Annotated in this window: 20 protein-coding genes and 3 pseudogenes; 13 read left to right on the forward strand and 10 right to left on the reverse strand. The window is 70.0% G+C overall.

What is annotated here, in order from left to right:
• Nucleotides 1-409: 409 nt before the first annotated feature.
• Nucleotides 410-1,093, forward strand: coding sequence for a maleylpyruvate isomerase family mycothiol-dependent enzyme (locus ACFW6B_RS36495; RefSeq protein ID WP_386603276.1), 684 nt, complete (start codon nt 410-412; stop codon nt 1,091-1,093).
• A 44-nt stretch (nt 1,094-1,137) separates the two neighbouring features.
• On the forward strand, nt 1,138-1,329 hold the full coding sequence (locus tag ACFW6B_RS36500) for a hypothetical protein (RefSeq protein ID WP_386603279.1): 192 nt from the start codon (nt 1,138-1,140) through the stop codon (nt 1,327-1,329).
• Nucleotides 1,330-1,828: 499 nt separating this feature from the next.
• Here the strand turns inward: ACFW6B_RS36500 and ACFW6B_RS36505 are convergent, their stop codons facing one another.
• Together ACFW6B_RS36505 and ACFW6B_RS36510 are read right to left on the reverse strand one after the other, a co-directional pair.
• Nucleotides 1,829-2,983, reverse strand: a complete 1,155-nt coding sequence (locus ACFW6B_RS36505; protein WP_386603281.1) for an alpha/beta hydrolase family protein — start codon at nt 2,981-2,983, stop codon at nt 1,829-1,831.
• Nucleotides 2,984-3,140: 157 nt separating this feature from the next.
• On the reverse strand, nt 3,141-3,272 hold the full coding sequence (locus tag ACFW6B_RS36510) for a hypothetical protein (protein ID WP_386603283.1): 132 nt from the start codon (nt 3,270-3,272) through the stop codon (nt 3,141-3,143).
• A gap of 93 nt (nt 3,273-3,365) precedes the next feature.
• Between ACFW6B_RS36510 and ACFW6B_RS36515 the strand changes: the two genes are divergently transcribed.
• Entirely contained in the window at nt 3,366-3,680 is a 315-nt protein-coding gene (locus tag ACFW6B_RS36515; protein WP_386603285.1) for a hypothetical protein, read from the forward strand.
• A gap of 212 nt (nt 3,681-3,892) precedes the next feature.
• Here the strand turns inward: ACFW6B_RS36515 and ACFW6B_RS36520 are convergent, their stop codons facing one another.
• The 4 genes and pseudogenes from ACFW6B_RS36520 to ACFW6B_RS36535 all read right to left on the reverse strand — a co-directional run.
• The gene (locus tag ACFW6B_RS36520) at nt 3,893-4,432 is read right to left on the reverse strand and encodes a hypothetical protein (protein ID WP_386603287.1); all 540 of its coding nucleotides are present in this window, start codon (nt 4,430-4,432) and stop codon (nt 3,893-3,895) included.
• A 290-nt stretch (nt 4,433-4,722) separates the two neighbouring features.
• The gene (locus ACFW6B_RS36525; RefSeq protein WP_386603324.1) at nt 4,723-5,313 is read right to left on the reverse strand and encodes a DDE-type integrase/transposase/recombinase; all 591 of its coding nucleotides are present in this window, start codon (nt 5,311-5,313) and stop codon (nt 4,723-4,725) included.
• A gap of 3 nt (nt 5,314-5,316) precedes the next feature.
• The gene (locus ACFW6B_RS36530) at nt 5,317-6,015 is read right to left on the reverse strand and encodes an alpha/beta fold hydrolase (RefSeq protein ID WP_386603289.1); all 699 of its coding nucleotides are present in this window, start codon (nt 6,013-6,015) and stop codon (nt 5,317-5,319) included.
• A 251-nt stretch (nt 6,016-6,266) separates the two neighbouring features.
• A pseudogene (locus tag ACFW6B_RS36535) lies at nt 6,267-6,470 on the reverse strand (hypothetical protein); the annotation flags it as partial.
• Nucleotides 6,471-6,582: 112 nt separating this feature from the next.
• On the opposite strand from ACFW6B_RS36535, the pseudogene ACFW6B_RS36540 reads away from it, so the two are divergent.
• The 8 genes and pseudogenes from ACFW6B_RS36540 to ACFW6B_RS36575 all read left to right on the forward strand — a co-directional run.
• Nucleotides 6,583-6,690: pseudogene (locus ACFW6B_RS36540) on the forward strand (IS5/IS1182 family transposase); the annotation flags it as partial.
• Nucleotides 6,691-7,028: 338 nt separating this feature from the next.
• Nucleotides 7,029-7,985: an ATP-binding protein gene (locus ACFW6B_RS36545; protein WP_386603291.1), complete on the forward strand. Its 957-nt coding sequence runs from the start codon at nt 7,029-7,031 to the stop codon at nt 7,983-7,985.
• Nucleotides 7,982-8,497 carry a hypothetical protein gene (locus ACFW6B_RS36550; protein WP_386603293.1) on the forward strand — a complete coding sequence of 172 codons (516 nt, stop codon included), beginning with the start codon at nt 7,982-7,984 and terminating at the stop codon, nt 8,495-8,497. Before ACFW6B_RS36545 ends, ACFW6B_RS36550 begins: the two co-directional genes overlap by 4 nt.
• Nucleotides 8,494-9,285, forward strand: coding sequence for a hypothetical protein (locus ACFW6B_RS36555; protein ID WP_386603296.1), 792 nt, complete (start codon nt 8,494-8,496; stop codon nt 9,283-9,285). The genes ACFW6B_RS36550 and ACFW6B_RS36555 overlap by 4 nt, the downstream gene beginning before the upstream one ends.
• Nucleotides 9,286-9,498: 213 nt before the next feature.
• The gene (locus ACFW6B_RS36560) at nt 9,499-10,002 is read left to right on the forward strand and encodes a single-stranded DNA-binding protein (protein ID WP_386603298.1); all 504 of its coding nucleotides are present in this window, start codon (nt 9,499-9,501) and stop codon (nt 10,000-10,002) included.
• A gap of 61 nt (nt 10,003-10,063) precedes the next feature.
• Entirely contained in the window at nt 10,064-11,233 is a 1,170-nt protein-coding gene (gene recA / locus ACFW6B_RS36565; RefSeq protein ID WP_386603300.1) for a recombinase RecA, read from the forward strand.
• 62 nt (nt 11,234-11,295) lie between these two features.
• Complete coding sequence (ruvB, locus tag ACFW6B_RS36570; RefSeq protein ID WP_386603303.1) at nt 11,296-12,498, forward strand: Holliday junction branch migration DNA helicase RuvB; 1,203 nt, start codon at nt 11,296-11,298, stop codon at nt 12,496-12,498.
• A gap of 350 nt (nt 12,499-12,848) precedes the next feature.
• Nucleotides 12,849-13,133: a hypothetical protein gene (locus tag ACFW6B_RS36575; protein ID WP_386603304.1), complete on the forward strand. Its 285-nt coding sequence runs from the start codon at nt 12,849-12,851 to the stop codon at nt 13,131-13,133.
• Between the two features lie 150 nt (nt 13,134-13,283).
• On the opposite strand, the gene ACFW6B_RS36580 is transcribed toward ACFW6B_RS36575, so the two are convergent.
• The 3 genes from ACFW6B_RS36580 to ACFW6B_RS36590 all read right to left on the reverse strand — a co-directional run bounded on the left by ACFW6B_RS36580 (nt 13,284) and on the right by ACFW6B_RS36590 (nt 16,243).
• Nucleotides 13,284-13,649 (reverse strand): hypothetical protein, encoded by a 366-nt coding sequence (locus ACFW6B_RS36580; RefSeq protein WP_386603306.1) that lies wholly within the window; start codon nt 13,647-13,649, stop codon nt 13,284-13,286.
• Nucleotides 13,646-13,909 (reverse strand): hypothetical protein, encoded by a 264-nt coding sequence (locus ACFW6B_RS36585; RefSeq protein ID WP_386603309.1) that lies wholly within the window; start codon nt 13,907-13,909, stop codon nt 13,646-13,648. Before ACFW6B_RS36585 ends, ACFW6B_RS36580 begins: the two co-directional genes overlap by 4 nt.
• A 1,098-nt stretch (nt 13,910-15,007) precedes the next feature.
• Nucleotides 15,008-16,243: an MFS transporter gene (locus ACFW6B_RS36590; RefSeq protein ID WP_386603311.1), complete on the reverse strand. Its 1,236-nt coding sequence runs from the start codon at nt 16,241-16,243 to the stop codon at nt 15,008-15,010.
• A gap of 250 nt (nt 16,244-16,493) precedes the next feature.
• Here ACFW6B_RS36590 and ACFW6B_RS36595 point away from each other — a divergent pair, with 250 nt between their 5' ends.
• Nucleotides 16,494-17,102, forward strand: a complete 609-nt coding sequence (locus ACFW6B_RS36595; RefSeq protein WP_386603313.1) for a superoxide dismutase — start codon at nt 16,494-16,496, stop codon at nt 17,100-17,102.
• A 216-nt stretch (nt 17,103-17,318) separates the two neighbouring features.
• On the opposite strand, the pseudogene ACFW6B_RS36600 reads toward ACFW6B_RS36595, so the two are convergent.
• Nucleotides 17,319-17,545: pseudogene (locus ACFW6B_RS36600) on the reverse strand (IS5/IS1182 family transposase); the annotation flags it as partial.
• Nucleotides 17,546-17,610: 65 nt separating this feature from the next.
• Here ACFW6B_RS36600 and ACFW6B_RS36605 point away from each other — a divergent pair.
• Nucleotides 17,611-17,925 carry a DUF6980 family protein gene (locus ACFW6B_RS36605; protein ID WP_386603315.1) on the forward strand — a complete coding sequence of 105 codons (315 nt, stop codon included), beginning with the start codon at nt 17,611-17,613 and terminating at the stop codon, nt 17,923-17,925.
• The last annotated feature ends 131 nt before the right edge of the window (nt 17,926-18,056 follow it).

Here is an 18,056-nt window from a genome sequence, read left to right on the forward strand (position 1 = left end):
GTCCGGGCGATCACGGCGGAGACGTGGGGTGTGGCACGCACGTCTGCGGCGTTGTTGTGGGGGGGCCGGCGCGCCCCGCGGCGGCCCCCCCCCCCCCGGCGTCCCCCCCCCCCGCGCTACACCGGGGCGGCCCCCCCGCGCGCAGCCCTTACGTGCCGAGTGCGGCACGGACGGCCTCGGCCTTCTCCTCTGACGGGTGATGAGGTCGGCGCGGCAGACTTCATCGACCTCGCCGACAAGTGCGGCGCGAGGGTGCTGTACTTCGTCAGCGAGACGTTCGCCGCGCAGGGGTTCGCCGTCGTGGACGACGACGAGCCCGAAGCCACCGGCACGGCAGCGCTCCTGCTGCTGGCCTCCAGGTCATGACCAACCGGGTGCCCGAAGGCGTCCGGTCGGTAGCGTCACCGGCATGAATCAAGATCGCGTGCTCGAAGCGTTTCGCCAAGAATCCGGGGCGCTCACTGATGCCGTATCAGGACTGTCCGAAGCTGGGTGGAGCCTCCCGACACGCTGCACCCCGTGGACCGTACGCGACCTGCTCGGGCACGTGTGTGTCGTGATCGATTGGCTTCCGGGCATGCTGGACGCGCCGGCCCCGGGTACGGCCACGATTTCCGCTGCGGATTACTACCGCCCGGACGACCGCTTTTCACCCCGGACCAACAGTGCCCGGATCGCTCTGGCTCAGGACCGAGCGGCAGAGCCGGCTGATGGTGCCGCCTTCGCCGAGGATTTCACCGCGACCTGGCAGCGGGTCGACCGGTTGTGCCGGGTCCAGCCGGCCGGCCGTACCGTCTGGACACGTCATGGTGACGCCATGCTCTTGTCGGAGTTTCTGCTCACCCGAGTCGTCGAAGTCGCCGTCCACGGCCTCGACCTGGCCGATGCACTCGGACGCGAACCCTGGCTCACCTCGTCAGCCGGTGACGTCGTGCTGGAGCTACTTCTCGGCGCGGAGCAGATGGCGGCCGCCGACAAATTGGGTTGGAGCCAGACGCACTTCTTGCGCAAAGCCACCGGCCGCGAGCCGTTGGACGAAACGGAGACCGCGCAGATCGAACAGCTCGCCATCCGATGGCTCGCCCTGGGCTGACACCTGCGCTCCACTGCAACAAGATCATCGTGGATGGTCCTGATGTGTCGGTGGCGCTGGAGGGCGGGGTGACCGACCGCTCGCAGGCCTGGGGTTTTGTACGCTGGTATGCCGCTCCTGGCCGATTGCTGCGCGGGGACGGCTTGCAGGATCACTGCTGGGTCCATGCGCGCGGTCACGCGGTCGCCGATCTTGAGATCATCCACACGGACCTCCCCGCCTCTTGGGTGGGCTGACCTCTTTGACGCGGTTCCGACTGCGCCGTGGACGGCCGTGCGGCCAAGGTGGCGGGGCCGGCGAAGGCGTGTTCGGTGCCGTAGAGCGTGCCGGCTCGCGGGCAGCGGCAGAGGCAGAGGCAGCCGAGGAGCTTGCTGAACAGGTTCCGAAGGGCGGCGGTGTGGCGTTCACCGCCGTCACGCCGGCGGTCGTAGGGGTGCCGTTGACGAGCGGCGAACCAACCGACAAGTAAATGGTCCACCACCCCGCCCAGACCCAGATTCCGCCCCACATCAGCCCCTTTCGTCACCCCCGTTGATCGCCATTCGGGCTGGACGGTAGAGACGCCGATGTACACCGGCACGCATATCCGTGAAACTGCGCATCGGGGCGGGCGGACCTGGTGCGAGTGCCGGACTGTCTGCCCTTGACGGGCCCGCCCGGCCGGGGTGCTGGTGGCGGGCGTCTGCCTGCGGCGGGGCCGCAGGCAGACGGCCTGAGGGCGTCCGGCGCCGGTCGCTATCCGGCGATGTACTTGACCTCGGGGTAGCGCGGCGAAGCCCCCCACAGCAGATGCCCGGCGCCCGGGCGGCCGCGCAGCTGGAGATCGAAGAAGGCCCGCACGGTCGCCCGTACGGCAGCCACCGCCCGGTCGGCGGGGATCGCGCCGATCTGCAGCGTCTTGCGCACCGGCTCGGGGACCTGCGGGGCGATGGCCACGATGTCGGTGAAGCAGTTGTGGTCGGCGTCCGCGAGCCGCAGACAGCGGTGCCAGTCGCTCAGGTGCGCCCAGAACGGCGGCCAGGACCCGTCTTTGTTCAGCCCGTCGTGGACCGCCGTGTCCATCAACAGGAACGGCCGGTCGAGACCGTGCTCGACCACCGGCCCGTACAGCGCGCCGTCCAGATCGACGCCGACCCGCACCCGCTCGTCCAGATGCATCACCGCCGCCGACGCGGCGCCGCCCCGGGAGTGCCCGAAAGCGCCGACCCGCGTGAGGTCCAGCGTCCCGCGCAGCCCGCGCGGGAGCGGACGCCCCTCGGCGTCGGGGTTGCCGCCCCGCTCCAGCACGGTCAGCTGGTCGAGGACGAACCGCAGATCGGCGGCGCGCACCGCGACCGCGGCCGTGCGGGCCTCGTGGCTCGCGTCGTCGGGGCGGTTGACGACCACGCGGCCGTCCGGGAACTCCACCTCGCCCGAGTCGTGGGGATGGTCGACCGCGACCACGACGTAGCCCCAGGACGCCAGTTCCTCGATGACCAGCGTGTTGAACGTGCGGTCCGAGTTGTATCCCGGCGAGTGGAGCAGCACCGGCCGACGGCCGGGCCGGACCGGCGCGCGGTCCGCGCTGTGGGTCTCCGGGAGCGCGTAGCCGTCCACCGCGCCCCCGAAGCGGGCCTTCAGGGCCCGCTCGGCACCAGACGGCAGCCAGGGCAGCATCACGCGGTCACGCACGTCGGCGGCCGGGTACGTCACGGTCACCATCACCTCGCGCGGCTGCCCCGACCAGGGGTCGGTCCGCGACGGGTCGACCAGGTGCAGTTCTACGGCGCCCACCGGCGAAGGACCGGTCGGCCCGGCCAGCCGGATGGGGATGAGACCGGCCGCCACTGCGGGCGTGGACACCGACAGGGGAACGGCGGCTGCGGCGGCCACTGCGAGGCCACCGGCCATGAGGGAACGGCGATTCGGGCGTACGGGAGGCACTGCGCTCCTTCCGTGGCCGGACCCGAGGCGCACAGCGAAAACGGTAAAGGGAACGCCATCGTCCGGCCTGCTCATCGTCAAGTTCCTTGAAGCCTAGATCACTTGGCGCCGGAAGCCGGATCATTTATCGGTTCTCACCGTCCACGTCCCACAGACCCGTCGTACTGCGCGCCAGCCAACCGTTCTTCAGCGCCCAGGAGTTGCCCTCGACGGCGGCCGACACTCCCCACTGCTGGTCCGGCTCGACCTGCTTCATCAGCCCCTGCACATACGTCCGCGAGGCCGGGCTCGGTGGCGTCAGTTGTTGCCGTCAGAAGGTGTGCCGGCGAAGGAAGTGGGAGGGGCAAGGATGGCGATCCGGGCCAGGCTCGGCGACTACGAACAGGTGACCAACGATGTGCTCGGACGCAGCGCGATCGACTACTTCCCGCGCATGACCGAGGCCGAGGCCCTGGAGGCCGACCGCGGCGTCTGGCTCCTCAACCCGAAGGTCATCGCCCGCGACTGCGCGTGCGGCTGCGGCGAGACCATCACTCACGACTTTGGCCCCGGCCACGAACTCCGCGCCATCCAGGCCCGCGTCCGCGAACACTTCGGCGGCCCCGCGCTCGCCTTCATCACGTGGCTCGACATCGAACTCCCGCCCAAGGCGTCAGCTGCGTGATCCGACGGCGAGGACCCCGGCGACACCGCCGGGGTCCTCGGGTGTCCAACCTTCGATCCGAAAGCTACTGGCGGGTTACTTGTCGGTTGGTTCGCCGCTCGTCAACGGCACCCCGCCTGGCCGAGAGGTACCTGCCTGGAACTGCCTTCCTGACCGCACTCCACCTCGCCGTCATCCTCGTCCGGGCCCGCAGGCGACCCGCGAGAGAAGTTTTAGGGCTGATCGCCGATGCCGAGGGCGTGTTCTTTGAGGAACGCACCCGCGTGGGCCGCCGCTTCCTCTGCAGTCGCGTACGGTGCCCCGTCGGCGGCCGCTCCGGATGCTCCATCGGCGCCTTGGCCGGTCCAGCCCCAACCGCCGGAAGGCGACTGCGCCAGCTCGGCGGTTCCTCCGAACAGCGCAAGCGTGCTCTTGCCCGCTGTCGCGGGTGCTGGGCGGCTGACGGCGTCGGGCCATTTCTTGCGGGCACCCTGCCGGGTGATGCCCCAGACGGCCCCCAACTGCTCATAGCTCGCGCCGTAGGAGCCGGCGGTCACGGCCGCCCGCTCCGTGAGCCGCTTGACCTCGCCGTCCAGCACCTTCCACGCGGCCAGGACGGACAGTGCCACTTCGATGGGACTCGCGTCCCACATACGGGCGGCGGACAACCCGGTCTCCCGGGAGCGGATGGCCGAGGCCAGGGGGTTCAAGGCGTCGTACAGGGCCTTGTCGAGTTCTGCCTGCTCTTCCGGGGTGATCTCAGGGACCGTCATGCGACAACTCTAGTTTACGAAAATGCCAATGTAAACCAAAGTTTCCGCGCTGCATCGGTTGTCATCACATCAAAGAGGCAGTCCGCAGTCCGTGCTGTTGCCCCTGCGCAGGAACCGCCGTCGCGGAGGCGCCGCGGGCGGCTCCAGGACGACGCGCAGCTCATCAAGGAACATCGCTACTGCCCGCGGCGTCTTCGTCCTCGTAGTGGCCGACGAGCGTGATGACCGCATCCCCGGCCGCTGCGACCAGGGCCCGCTCAGGGTGAACCGTTCCGGGTTTGATCGAGACTCTAGGTCTTGACTGCGACCTGGTGTTTTGCGGTCTCGCGGTAGTGGTTGGTCTCGTATTCGACGGGCGGCATGTGCCCGATCTCACCGTGGAGTCGGCGGTGGCAATACCAGTCGACCCACTCGACGGCGGCCGGTTCGACCTCGGACCATGTCTTCCATGGGCGGCGGGGCTTGATCGGCTCGGTTTTGAACAGGCCGATCGCGGACTCCGTCAGGGAGTTGTCGTAAGCGTCAGCGACAGTTCCGCTGCCTGCTGACGACGCGCCATCCAACACCTCCATGCGTACGAGGTGTTGCGACGACCAGTTGAATCCGCCCTGCGACCCGGCATCGCTGTGATGTATCAACTCGCCTTCCTTGTAAGGGCGTTGGTCTCGGTCGCGCTGCCACGGGGCCATCTCCGGGGCGTCCGGGACGAGGCGTGTCTCCTTCGGGGTGGCCGCGGACCAGCCGACGACGCGGCGGGAGAAGGTGTCCACGACGGAGGCGACGTGGACAACGCCGGCGAAGGTGGCGACGTGGGTGAAATCGGCGACCCGGCAACGGTTGGGGGCCGGCGGTCCGATACGAGGGGACGGTTCTGATTGCAGTGATCAACGAGTGATTGTGACTACCTGGTTCCGGCTGGGCGCGATGCGGGTGGGGAGCAGTTCTCGCAGGAGTTCCACGGTGAGGTCAGGCTGCCCCACGAACGGGGAGTGGCCTGTCTGCCATTCGCGCACGTCGGTGCAGCGCGAGGCCATGGTCCGCTGGAGGCCAGGGTCGATGGCGCGGTCCTGTGCGCAGATGACGTAGGTCGAGGGAGTCTTCTTCCAGCTGTGGTGCTGGGGTACTCCACGTCCGCAGCCCGGGGCTTGTGCACGCAGCAGGCCGACCGCCTGCGCGGCGAGGGGGCCAGGGCAGTCGCCATAGAGTGTGTCGACGGCCAGGCCGGGGTGCAGGGTGGTCGAGCCGTCCGGCTCGGCGACGATGGCGTCCTTGAGCTGTTGGGACGCACCGCCCAGACTGGCCGCGCTCTCGCCGGCATCGAGTACGAATGCTGCCAGGTAGACCAGGTGTGCTGCTCCGCGGACCCCTGTGATCACCGACCCTCCGTAGGAATGGCCAAGGACGACCCGGGGCTCGGGCAAGGCGTCGATGACGGCTTGGACGGCGGCGGTGTCAGCGGCCAAAGAGCCGCGGTGGAGCTCGGGTACGGCAACCTTGGTTCCGTCGGTCCGTAACCGTTCCGCCACCACCGCAAAGTGCTCGGGACGGTGATACAGGCCGTGAACAAGCACCACAGCAGCCAACTCGTCCGTCTCCTCGGGTCGACACCAGACCGGTGAGCCTAGCCCTGAACACAGCCACCTCCTCACCTTGATCCACTTTCGATACACGGCCTGGCGGCACGTGCCGCCGCACACATCGCCCTCGATGACCCGGGCGCGGTGGCCGTGCTGCTGAACGCGTTTCGGTCGGCCGGGGCGGGCGAACAGGCCGACGTGCTGGCCACAGGGCTTCCCGCAGCGGGCCGCTTTGCTCGGTTCTGCAAGATCGGCAGTCACCCCGAGCGGTTCCGATCTGCTCCCACGCCAGCGGTGCGGGTCGCTTCGGGTGGGTTCCCGCTTCGCCGCGCTGTTTCGAAGCGGCCGATCCGGGTGAACTGCCGTTTGTACCGGGCGGCCTTGTACTCCAGCATCGCAACGAACGCCGACCAGTCGGCCTCGTGCATGGACTTGGCCATGCGCGTGCGGGCGAGTGCCTTCATCCCGAAACCCTGACGGCCGGGCCAGCCCTGTTGTCCACACCGAAATGATCACCGTGCGGCTGGTGTGATCACGACGTCGGAGCCGTCCTTGACCCTTGGCTCAAGGGACACCGGACGGGGCAGACTCCACCGCCGCTACGAACGCAAAGCCGACCGCTTCCTCGCCTTCGCCGCCATCGCCCGCACCTTCATCCGCCACCGCCGACTCACCGGATGAGGTGACTTCTTGTTTCCTGGCCGTCACCACGGACCCGGCCGCGGGGGAGGGCGAACGCCGGGCCGCTGACGTCGGCTGAGACCGGAGGCGCCCGATGCCCGCATGCGTGCGGGGGCATTATACGCCTCGATGCTGACATTTCCCCCTTTCCTGTATTTTTCTTGCGAAAAAGGGTGGATTGTTACTTCCGAGGCGCCTAGTCTGAGTGCAGACAGCAATTCGAATACATATTCGATCCGAGCGACGGCCACGCGGGGGCACGTCCTGCCGGACGAGGACCACGTCCCCTGCCGGCCAGGCCCACCCGGAACCGCCGTCGCAGACGCCAGGAGAACGGCGTGAACCTCACCTTCACCACCGCCACCAAGGAACAGGCCAAGGCCCGCATCGCGCTCGCCGGTCCCACCGGATCGGGCAAGACCTACACCGCCCTGGTCACCGCCGCCGGGCTCGGCGAGCGGGTCGCCCTGATCGACACCGAGCACGGCAGCGCCGCCAAGTACGCCGACGAGTTCGCCTTCGACACCCTCCCGCTCACGACGTTCCAGCCCGCCACCCTCGTCGACGCGCTCGCGGTGGCCGCCCACGAGGGCTACGACGTCATGATCGTCGATTCCCTGAGTCACTTCTGGTCCGGCACCGGCGGGATGCTGGAGCAGGTCGACAACGCGGCCAAGCGCCTCGGGGCGGGCGGCAACTTCGCCGGCTGGAAGGAGGCCCGCCCCCAGGAGCGGGCGATGATCGACGCCCTGCTCGCCTACCCCGGTCACCTCATCGTCACCATGCGCACCAAGACCGAGTACGTCGTGGAGGCCGACGAGCGCGGCCGCAAGGTGCCGCGCAAGATCGGGCTCAAGCCCGAGCAGCGGGAGGGCATCGAGTACGAATTCGACATCGTCGGCGATCTCGACCACGAGAACGCCCTGGTGATCTCCAAGTCCCGGGCGAAGACGCTGTCCGGGACGGTGCTCCACAGGCCGGGCCCGGAGTTCGCCGAGGCCGTCCTCGACTGGCTGGAGGCCGGCAAGCCCGTCCCCTCCGTTTCCGACTACGTCACGGCGGCCACCGCGCCGGGCGCCGGCCACGAGGAACTGCGCGACTTGTACGAGAAGGCCCGTCGGCACAACCTGCTCGGCGCCGCCGTCCTGGACGACACCGGGGAGACCCACACGCTCGGCCAGCTGATAGTGCGCTACGGCACCGAGGCGGCGAGGAACAGGGTTGCCGAGGACGTCGAGTCCGGGGCCGGGACCAGGCGGGCGAACGGGACCGAGCGGAAGGACAAGTCCGCATGAGCCTCAAGGAGCACGCCACCCGGGTCGCCGTGCTCCGGGTGCTGCGCGACGCCGTCGACGTCGAGTACCAGACCGAGCGCCACGAGGTCCTCGAGGGGCTGCGCGCGGCCCGTGCCGAGCTGAACCTGAAGTCGGTCCGGGTGGCCCTGCCGGACGACACACCGGTCGCCACCATCACCCTCGTCGACCCCGAACCGACGGTCGTGGTCGCCGACGAAGAGGCCTTCACCGCCTGGGTGACCGAAAACCACCCCGGCGAGGTGGAGACGCTGGTCCGGGTGCGCCCCAGTTGGCAGCGGCAACTTCTCGCCCGGCTGACATGCCTCGAGCCGGTCGTCGACCCGTACACCGGCGAGGCGATCCCGGGGCTGGGTGTGCTGTCGGCCTCCGAACCGCGGTCGTTCAGCCTGCGTCCCCTGCCCGGCGGGCGGGAACGGATCGCCCGCGCCTTGCACATCGGCACGCTCGACCTGCGCCGTCTGCTCCCCCTCGAGGGAGGCGAGGATCCATGACCGCTGTCGTCGCCCACCCCGACCGGGGCACGCTCGACACGGTGTGGTTCCTGGTCTCCCAAATCGGTCACCTCGATTGTGGCCGCTGGACGTTCGAGGACGACAAGCGGCTGCGGTGCGCCTGCGGGGCCGTCCTGTACGTGTACCAGCAGCCGGCGGATGCGGCGGGAAGCGGCGCACCGGCGTCAGCCGGGACGTTCCCCCGCGGAAGGGAAGAGCGCATGCTGCCAGCCGAGACGGCCCAGCTCGTCGCCCTGGTCGCGGCGATGTGCCCGTCGATGCACCTGGAAGACACCACGACGGACGCCTGGCACCTGCTGCTCGCCGACCTGGACGTCGCCGATGTACGGGCGGCTGTGATCCGGCTGGGCAGGCAGCGGTCCGATATCGCCGCCGCCGACATCCGCGCCGAGGTGCGCGCGATCCGGGAGGAGCGGCTCGCCCGCAACCCGCTGCCACTTCCGGACAGCGACCCTGACGACCCGCGCCGTTATCGTGCGGAACTCCTCGCGCTGGTGACCGCGATCGCCTCAGGACAGCGAGTTCGGCGCACACCCGCCGCTCCGGGCAGTCGGCCCTCCCACCTCAACGGCTCGAAGCGCGACGCGCGTGCCCGGTCCCTCCGCGTGCCCTGTCCCTGGTGCGGGGCCGCCGCAGGCCGTCCCTGCACCGTCCCCCGGCTCGGAATCCCGCTGCGGAGGTCCCCTGCCCACCAGGCACGGCTCCTCGCGGCCGGGCTCGCCGAGCCCGGGCCGAGACAGGAGGGGGAAACGAGGCGAACCCGGTGATCGCCCCGACTCGGGGAAAAGCCGCGTACCGGAGCCCTGCCACCCCTCGCCACCGCGACCCCCTGGAGACCCGCGCCGCCCAGCTCACCCCTCACACCTGGCCGGAGCGGCGCAGCCTCCCCTCCGGGCACCCTCACCACCGGTACGAGGCTGCCCGTCGAACTCGAACCGGCACGGGTGAGGAACCACCCGTCGCACGAGAGGAAAACCGCCATGGTCGGTGAAACCGTCATCACCGTCGTCGGCAACCTGACCGACGACCCCGAGCTGCGCCTCACCCCGTCCGGCGACACGGTCGCGCACTTCACCGTCGCGTCCACGCCCCGCACCTTCGACCGGCAGAGCAACGAATGGCGGGACGCCGAGACGCTGTTCCTGCGCTGCTCGGTCTGGCGGCAGGAAGCGGAGCACGCCGCCGAGTCCCTGACCCGCGGCACCCGCGTCATCGTCCAGGGGCGGCTGCGCCAGCGGACGTACGAGACCCGGGAGGGCGAGAGGCGGACCGTCATCGAGCTGGAGGCCGACGAGATCGGCCCGTCGCTGCGGTTCGCCGCCGTGACGATCACCAAACCCCCGTACACCGCCGCCCCCGCCGGTTCCCGCGGAGGCCCCCGTCCTCCCGCCGAGGACCCGTTCACCCGGCCCGGCGGCGGCGAGCGGCCGGTCCCCGCCGAGGGCGGACAGCATGCCCTCCGCAAGGAGACGGAGCCCTTCTGACGGGCCGGCGCACCCGTGCGCCGGCCGCGACCACACACCGCACCCATCCGAGGCGGACCCCATGAAGGAACAGGACCGCGAGGAAGCGCTCAAACTCGCCCTCGCCCAGATCGAAAAACAGTTCGGCGCGGGCTCGGTGATGCGCCTGGGCGATGAGCCGGGGGGCCCCGTCGAGGTCATCCCCACCGGCTCGATCGCCCTGGATCTCGCCCTCGGAGTCGGCGGCCTGCCGCGCGGCCGCGTGGTGGAGATCTACGGCCCGGAGTCCTCCGGCAAGACGACCCTGGCCCTGCACGCCATGGCCAACGCGCAGAAGGCAGGCAGGACCGCGGCGTTCATCGACGCCGAGTACGGCCTCGACCTCGAGTACGCCAAGCGGCTCGGCGTCGACACCGACACCCTGCTGGTCTGCCAGCCGGACAACGGTGAACAGGCCCTGCAGATCGCCGACACCCTCATCCACTCCGGCGCCCTGGGCCTCATCGTCATCGACTCCGTCGCCGCGCTGGTGCCGCGCGCGGAGATCGAGGGCGAGATGGGCGACCCGCACGTCGGCCTGCAGGCCCGGCTGATGAGCCAGGCGCTTCGGAAGATCTCCGGCGCGCTGAGCCACTCCGGAACCACGATGATCTTCATCAACCAGCTGCGCGAGAAGATCGGCGTGGTCTTCGGCTCGCCGGAGACCACGACCGGTGGCCGCGCCCTGAAGTTCTACGCCTCGGTCCGCCTGGACATCCGCCGGATCGAGACCCTCAAGGACGGCACCGAGCCGGTGGGCAACCGCACCCGCGTCAAGGTGGCCAAGAACAAGGTCGCCCCGCCGTTCAGGCAGGCCGAGTTCGACATCCTCTACGGCCGGGGCATCAGCCACGAGGGCGAGCTGATCGACCTGGGCGTCCAGCAAGGCCTCGTCCGCAAGACCGGCGCCTGGTACACGTACGAGGACGACCGGCTCGGCCAGGGCAAGGAGAACGCCCGCACCTTCCTCAGGGACCACCCCGACCTCACCGACGAGATCGAGAAGAAGACCAGGGAGGAACTGGGCATCGGGGCGAAGCCGGAGGCCCCGGAGGCGGAGCCCTGGGCGGACAGGGCGAACCGAGCGGCCGCACCCGGCACCGTGCCGTTCGACTCGGCCGCGGCCGGCCGGCGCTCCACCGGGCCGGCCTCGTCGGCCCCGAGCGGTCCGGCCCCCCGCGTCCTCCTCGACGGCACCCCGGCCGGGCCGTGAAGACCAGCCGGCCGCTCCCTCCCTCCGGCGCGAGGCGAACGCCGGGGGACCGGGGCGGCACCATGTTCCCCGGCGCCGCCACGCCCCGGGACGAGACGCCGGCCCCGGGCAGGACCGCCGTCGGCCGGCCCACTGCGGCGGAGCCGGTCAACCGGCCGGTCGCGGCCGCCGCCGACGGCGAGGACCGGGTCACCGAGGCGGCGTTGCGCCCCAAGGACCTGGACGGGTTCATCGGCCAGGTACGGGTCCGCGAGCAGCTCGACCTCGTCCTCAGGGCCGCGCGGCAGCGGAGCACCACCGCCGACCACGTGCTGCTCTCCGGTGCCCCGGGGCTCGGCAAGACCACCCTGGCGATGATCATCGCCGCGGAGATGGGAGCCCCGCTGCACATCACCTCCGGCCCCGCCATCCAGCGCCCCGGGGACCTGGCGGCGGTCCTGACCTCGCTCACCGGGGGCGAGGTCCTCTTCCTCGACGAGATCCACCGGATGTCCCGGCCCGCCGAGGAGATGCTCTACCTGGCGATGGAGGACTTCCGCGTCGACATCGTCGTCGGCACCGGCCTCGACGCGACCGCCATGTCCCTCGAACTGCCGCCGTTCACCCTCGTCGGCGCCACCGTCAGAGCCGGCCTGCTGCTCCCGCCGCTGCGCGACCGCTTCGGCTTCACCGCCCACATGGAGTTCTACGACCCGGCCGAACTGGAGCGCGTCATCAACCGCTCCGCCCGGCTGCTGGAGGTGGAGGTCGAGCCCGCGGGCGCCGCCGAGATCGCCGGCCGCTCCCGCGGCACGCCCCGCATCGCCAACCGTCTGCTGCGCCGGGTGCGGGACTACGCCGAGGTCACAGCGGACGGAGCGGTCACCCGACAGATCGCGTCCGCGGCCCTGGGGGTCTACGAGGTCGACGGCCGTGGCCTGGACCGCTTGGACCGGGCCGTGCTGCACGCCCTGCTGAAGCTGTTCGGCGGCGGACCGGTCGGTCTGTCCACCCTCGCGGTCGCCGTGGGGGAGGAGCGGGAGACGGTGGAGGAGGTCGCCGAGCCGTTCCTGGTCCGGGAGGGGCTGCTGGCCCGGACGCCCCGGGGGAGGGTCGCGATGCCCGCCGCCTGGGCCCACTTCGGGCTCGTACCGCCGCCCGGGACGGCCCGGGCCGCGCCCCCGGGACACCGGAACGGCAATTCCGGACAGGACGACCCGCCCGGAGGCCGCACCGGACGGACCACCTCCCCGCCCGCCCCCCGGCACGGGCCCCCGCGACGGTGAGACCCATGGCTGCCCGTACGAGAACCGCCAAGGACCGGCCGTCCTACCGCCGCACCGAGTACTTCCGGCAGAAGCCGAGCTTCTTCGGGGATCGGGCGGCCGGGTCGCGTGTTGCGCGCGGCGGCCGCCGCGCGGTCCCGCCGGCACGTCGGTGCCGGGCGCGGGCGACAGCAGCGACCGGCAGCAAGTTGTGGGTCACTGGCCCCAGTTGTGACGGAGCACCGTAGTTCGTGAGGGGAGCGCGATGGTTTGCGACTCCGGGTCGGATCACGAGGAGGCCGGTGATCCGCCGTACGGCCGCGCCGTGAGGGCCCTGGAGCTGTCCGGTCGCCACCTGGTTGACTCGGCGGGTGAGTGAGACCTTCGTCGACCTGGGAGTCGTCACCGCGCCGTCCGGTGTGCTGGTCCTGGGGATGGCCGGCTGGATCGACCACTGGTCCAAGACCGGCGATCCACTGTCCGTGCGGGCACTGGCCGCAGCAGAGCACGGTGGCGGCCACCTGCACGAGCCTGCAGACGGCCCGAGCGGCGGATGGTCCCTGCGGTGCACCGCAACCCCGGTAACACGTCCCGGGATCTGCTGCCCGACGGCGGCAGATCCCGACAGCGGCAAGTCAGACGATCAGGTGACCTGATCTCGGATCCCGGCAGTCCGCGGCCCGTCGTTCAGGCCGCGAGGACGTCCCGGAGTTCCCGTACGGCTCACCGCTGAGGACGTCCGGCCGACGCTCGTGAGCGACGTGGAATCCTGACCCGGGACGGCACTGCGGGAAGAGTCCGCCTGATCAGCTCGTCCAGGTTTTGATCTGAGCGGCGACCTCCCGCACCGGCAGTCCGTCCCGGGCCGCGCGGGCCAACGGGACAACGGCGTCCAGGCCGGGGCCCACCGGAAGGCCGCATGCCGACAGGTAGGCCGCGGTCACCGTGGCCGCGAACAGAAGATTCCGCACCTCCAGGCTGGGGTTCCTCGCCAGTTCGCACAGCAGCGCGGCAGCCTTGTGATGGGGCTCGGGATAAACCTCGTGGTCGAGGATCTCCGCACGATGACGTGCTTCCGCTGCGACCGGCACGCCGTAGTCGACGACCTGGGGGTCTCCCGGGATCTGCTGCGCCACTGCCAGGAGCCAGGCGACATCGATACGGAGATTCACGCGGCGTCCCTCGGCGCGCTCTCGGCCGGCCCCTCCTGAAGACCGGGGTACCGGTCCTCGCCGACCTCCGCCTCGAAGGCCTCCGTGTACCCGGCCAGGAACGCCGCCGCGCCGGCCATGAAGGCGGCACGCGACTGGTTCACATCGGCCTCGATCAAGTCGGCCACGTACCCCTGCAGGCTCAGACCCCGGCGCTTGGCCCGGTCCTCCGCGGCCGCCTTGACCGTTTCGTCCAGCCGGATGTTCGTCTGCTTTCCCATGCACACCACCATAGCTACATGCTGGTATCAGCGGCTAGCGAACAGGTGGACGGGCGCGCTGCGCGGCACGTCTGGCCACGTTGGCGACGGACGCGCTACACCCCGACACGTGAGGATCCAGGGGGAGTGGGATCACGACCGGGACCCCGCCAACGCAGGACGGACACGCGAGGAAGGCGACATGATCGACAAGGACCGGGACCTGCCCGGCCTCCCGGCCGACCGCGTTCCCGGCCGTACGCCCGAGCTGTTCGCGGACACCCAGGTGACCGTCTGCTCGGCCATGGCCTCACCCGAGAATGGACCCGGCGTCGCATCGGCGAGTTCGCCGCACGGTACCGGCGTACACGTGAATGTGCTCAGCCGGGTACGGACGAATGTGCTCGCCCGGGCGCTGCCGACCCGGGCCCCGCGCACCATGATCTTGCTGAGGGCATCGTCCGTCGAGTCGGTGCTGTCCTCGGCTTGTCGTAAGGCGCCGGCAAACATCCCCCTCGCCGGAGTCCTCGTGCCGCAGCCTGCTCGACCGGTCACCACGACCGCCGCCCCGCCGGCTTTCTCGAGAGCCGACGACGCCCCGTGTCTGGAGGGGCGGCCCGCCACGCGGCTGCTCGTGCAGCGCGGGGACACGGAGCTGGTCGTGCAGAGACTCGAGTCGTCGGCCACGGCTCCGGTCGTCCGCTTTCCGGCCCCCTGGCCGCACCGGTTCGGCCAGGACGCGGTGTCGCCTGTCGGCGATCTGTCAGTTTTCGCCGGTCCGCACGCACTACGGGTCGTCGATCGGTCGGTCCGCACGCAGCTGGGAACTGCGGCACCGCTGCTGGGCAGGCCGCGCGGGACACGAGAGCGTCACCGAATACGCGGACGATCGTGGCCGTCACCGGTACCTCGTCCGCGCCTTCGACCTCGTCCGCGTCCGAGGTTCGTCCTGGAAGCGGTCCAAAGATGGCCGGGGCGGCTTCTGTCGGCTCCAGCGAGGCGGCTCCGACTGGCCCTGGTTCGAGGGTGATTCGTGAAGACCGGGCGCTGTGAGGTGGCTTCGGAAGGCGGTCTGATTCGGCTTCGCTGGAGCGGAGTTGAGTTGCCGCCTCGGCTCGATCAGGCAGTTGGAGCTTTTTCCGCAGGCATGAGCTGCGTCTGTGGGGCGTGCTGATGGCGTTGTGCCCAGCGGACTGCGGGTGGTGCTGCCAAGCCGGTCAGCGCGAACATGGCACCCGCGACATACCAGCCGGGACGGCCCCAGGTGATGCAGAGTGCGATGAGCAGTCCTGGTCCGAATGCTTCGGCGAGTCCGGCGCCGAGACCGAACACGCCCAGGTACTGGCCTGTGGCGTGCTGCGGGGCGAGGGCGAAGGAGACCTCGAAGCCCGCGGCGGAGTGCCATAGTTCGCCGATCGTGTGGATCACCACCGCGGTGATGAGCAGGGCTGCGGCGACCCACGCCGGTATGCCTGCGGACAGCGAGATCAATGAGCAGGCGATCAGGAAGGCCATGCCTGCCCGGCGGTAGGCGTGGGCGCCGGCGGTGGGGGAATCGACGTTGCGGCTGGCCCGTACCTGGAAGGCGACGACGATGACGGTGCCGGTGAGCATGGTGGCCGAGATGAGCCAGTGCGGGGTGGTGGTGGCGCCGACGATCCAGAGCGGGATGGCCACGGTGAGGACCTTGAACTGGATGGCCATGATGCCGTCGAGGGCGGTCAGCAGCAGATAGGGGCGGTCCCGCAGGGCGATCCAGCGAGGGCCGCCGGTGGTGGGGGCGGGCGCGACGGGCGGCAGGAGGACCAGGATCACCGCGGAGACCGCGAAGGCGGTCGCGTTGCCGATGGCCATGAGCTGGTAGGCGGTGAGCGTGCCCACCTGGATGACCCAGCCCGCCAGCACGGCGCCGAGGGAGATGCCGACGTTGGTCACCGCACGCAGGTAGGCCCTGAACTCCTGCGGCCGCTCGCCTCCGTAGTGCCTGATGAGCGGGGAGCGGGCGGCGATTCCGGCCGCCTTCGCCGCGGCGGCGGCGCAGACGGCGAGGACGAACGGCCAGAAGCTGTTCGCCAGGACGAAGCAGGCCGTGGCCAGCGCCTGGACCACCAGGGTGGCCGCGTAGATGCCGCGTGCTCCGTGCCGGTCGGCCAGATGGCCGACCGTGACGCCCAGGGCCAGGGCGAGAAGACCGGCGATGCCGAGCCCGAGCCCCACATGGCCTGTCGGCAGGTGGACCGCTTCGGTGAAGTACAGCACTCCGGCGGTGAGGTAGAGGCCGCTTCCGACGGTATAGACGAAGTTCGAGGCCGCGAGGACACGCTGCGGTCCGGTGTCCGGCATCAGGCAGGGCACGGCAAAACTCCACGTCCTCGGCATGCGGTGAGGGGGCGGGGCCGGCCGGGACCGGCGGGCGCCGGGTGAGAAGACGATCACTCTCCAGGAAGGACACGCCGACGGACGGAAGGCGCTCGGACACCGAAGAATGACGGGCCGACCCCGCCGCAGACCATGTTGATGCATATCTTTCGTTGTTGCAAGCTATTCGCAATAGAGGCATAGGCTGTGCCCTGACGATCACTCACCCGGAAAGGGGACGTGCCTGATGGGCACCTACGCGCTTCCCGACCTGCCCTACGACTACGCCGCGCTCGAGCCGGCCATTACCGGGCAGATCCTGGAACTGCACCACGCCAAGCACCACGCCGCCTACGTCAAGGGCGCCAACGACACCCTGGAACAGATCGCCGAGATCCGGGACAAGGACCAGATCACGCCCACCTCGCTGGTGGGGCTGGAGAAGACCTTCGCCTTCAACCTGTCCGGCCACGTCCTGCACTCGATCTTCTGGCAGAACCTCTCCCCGGACGGCGGCGACCGCCCCGACGGTGCCCTCGCCGACGCCGTCGACGAGCACCTCGGCGGCTTCGAGGCGTTCAAGAAGCAGCTCACCGTCGCCACCGCGTCCGTCCAGGGCTCCGGCTGGGGCGTGCTCGCCTGGGAGCCCCTCGGCAAGCGCCTGATCGTGGAGCAGGTCTACGACCACCACGGCAACGTCGGCCAGGGCAGCACCCCGCTGTTGGTCTTCGACGCCTGGGAACACGCCTACTACCTGCAGTACAAGAACGTCCGCCCCGACTACGTCACCAAGCTCTGGGACCTGGTCAACTGGGAAGACGTCACCGCCCGCTACACCGCAGCAACAGGCACCTGACCACCACCGAGCCATCAGCGGGGCGGGAAGCCTCCGCGCTTCCCGCCCCGCGCCGTCCGGGCTTCACGAATCACCCGCGGACTGTGGCTGGTTGGAGTCGCCTCGATGGGGCCGACGGAAGCCGCCCCGACCATCCGAGGGGCCTTCGCCACCACTGGCTGCTCTGTTCACCGGAGAGACCCGTTCCCGTTACAGCTTGACGAAAGCCATGGAGGTATTTTTTCCCGCCCCAGCAGCGTGCTGGTGGGCCCGGCACGCGGTGGAGTCGATGTCGAGGTCCCAGGTGATGAGCTTCCTGGCGTCAGCCTGGGCCTGCAGCCCGTTGAAGATCCGTCGATCAACTGCCGTCTGGTCCGTACCGGCGGAGGCCCCGGCTTCTTCCCCTTGGGCAACAACGGCTCCAGTCGGGTCCACTGAGCGTCTGTCAGATCTCCACGTGCCACCCGGTGATCACCACAGACCGTGATCTACTTCTGGGCAGAGTGCCGATGAACGAGAAACCGAGACCATGACCAGCCACTGCTGCGAGGCGATGAGCCGTCGCGTGAACGTGCCCTGCGACCAGCACGACGCCCCCTTCGACTGTCCGGACGCGTTGATCAAGTTCAGCGCCAAGTTCCAGGAGTACGGGCTGATCATCCACGACGGCGGCACATCGAGCATCACGATCGACTTCTGCCCCTGGTGCGGACGACGCCTTCCCGAATCACAGCGGGACCGATGGTTCGATGAACTGGAACGCCGTGGGATCGATCCGTGGGAGGACGAAGTCCCAGCCGAGTTCCAGGACGACCGCTGGCTCGCCGCCCTGTCCCAGGACTGACGAACCAGCAGTCCCTCAAACCACTTCCGATACACGCCTAGGGCCTGTCGTCAAATTCCCGTCGTCGCCCGAAGGGCGGCCTCGCGGCGTCTGGTGCGTGCTCTCGGCGTGCCGGGCGGAAGTCCTCGTAC

Origin of the sequence: Streptomyces sp. NPDC058751 (assembly GCF_042746485.1) — a bacterium.
GTDB lineage: Bacteria > Actinomycetota > Actinomycetes > Streptomycetales > Streptomycetaceae > Streptomyces.

Coding starts and splice junctions, on each gene's coding strand:
- ACFW6B_RS36585 (WP_386603309.1), bottom strand. CDS start 13,909: ATGGGAAAGCAGACGAACATCCGGCTGGACGAAACGGTCAAGGCGGCC.
- ACFW6B_RS36505 (WP_386603281.1), bottom strand. CDS start 2,983: ATGGCCGGTGGCCTCGCAGTGGCCGCCGCAGCCGCCGTTCCCCTGTCG.
- ACFW6B_RS36595 (WP_386603313.1), top strand. CDS start 16,494: ATGGGCACCTACGCGCTTCCCGACCTGCCCTACGACTACGCCGCGCTC.
- ACFW6B_RS36555 (WP_386603296.1), top strand. CDS start 8,494: ATGACCGCTGTCGTCGCCCACCCCGACCGGGGCACGCTCGACACGGTG.
- ACFW6B_RS36550 (WP_386603293.1), top strand. CDS start 7,982: ATGAGCCTCAAGGAGCACGCCACCCGGGTCGCCGTGCTCCGGGTGCTG.
- ACFW6B_RS36520 (WP_386603287.1), bottom strand. CDS start 4,432: ATGACGGTCCCTGAGATCACCCCGGAAGAGCAGGCAGAACTCGACAAG.
- ACFW6B_RS36605 (WP_386603315.1), top strand. CDS start 17,611: ATGACCAGCCACTGCTGCGAGGCGATGAGCCGTCGCGTGAACGTGCCC.
- ACFW6B_RS36510 (WP_386603283.1), bottom strand. CDS start 3,272: ATGAAGCAGGTCGAGCCGGACCAGCAGTGGGGAGTGTCGGCCGCCGTC.
- ACFW6B_RS36560 (WP_386603298.1), top strand. CDS start 9,499: ATGGTCGGTGAAACCGTCATCACCGTCGTCGGCAACCTGACCGACGAC.
- ruvB (WP_386603303.1), top strand. CDS start 11,296: ATGTTCCCCGGCGCCGCCACGCCCCGGGACGAGACGCCGGCCCCGGGC.
- recA (WP_386603300.1), top strand. CDS start 10,064: ATGAAGGAACAGGACCGCGAGGAAGCGCTCAAACTCGCCCTCGCCCAG.
- ACFW6B_RS36495 (WP_386603276.1), top strand. CDS start 410: ATGAATCAAGATCGCGTGCTCGAAGCGTTTCGCCAAGAATCCGGGGCG.
- ACFW6B_RS36515 (WP_386603285.1), top strand. CDS start 3,366: ATGGCGATCCGGGCCAGGCTCGGCGACTACGAACAGGTGACCAACGAT.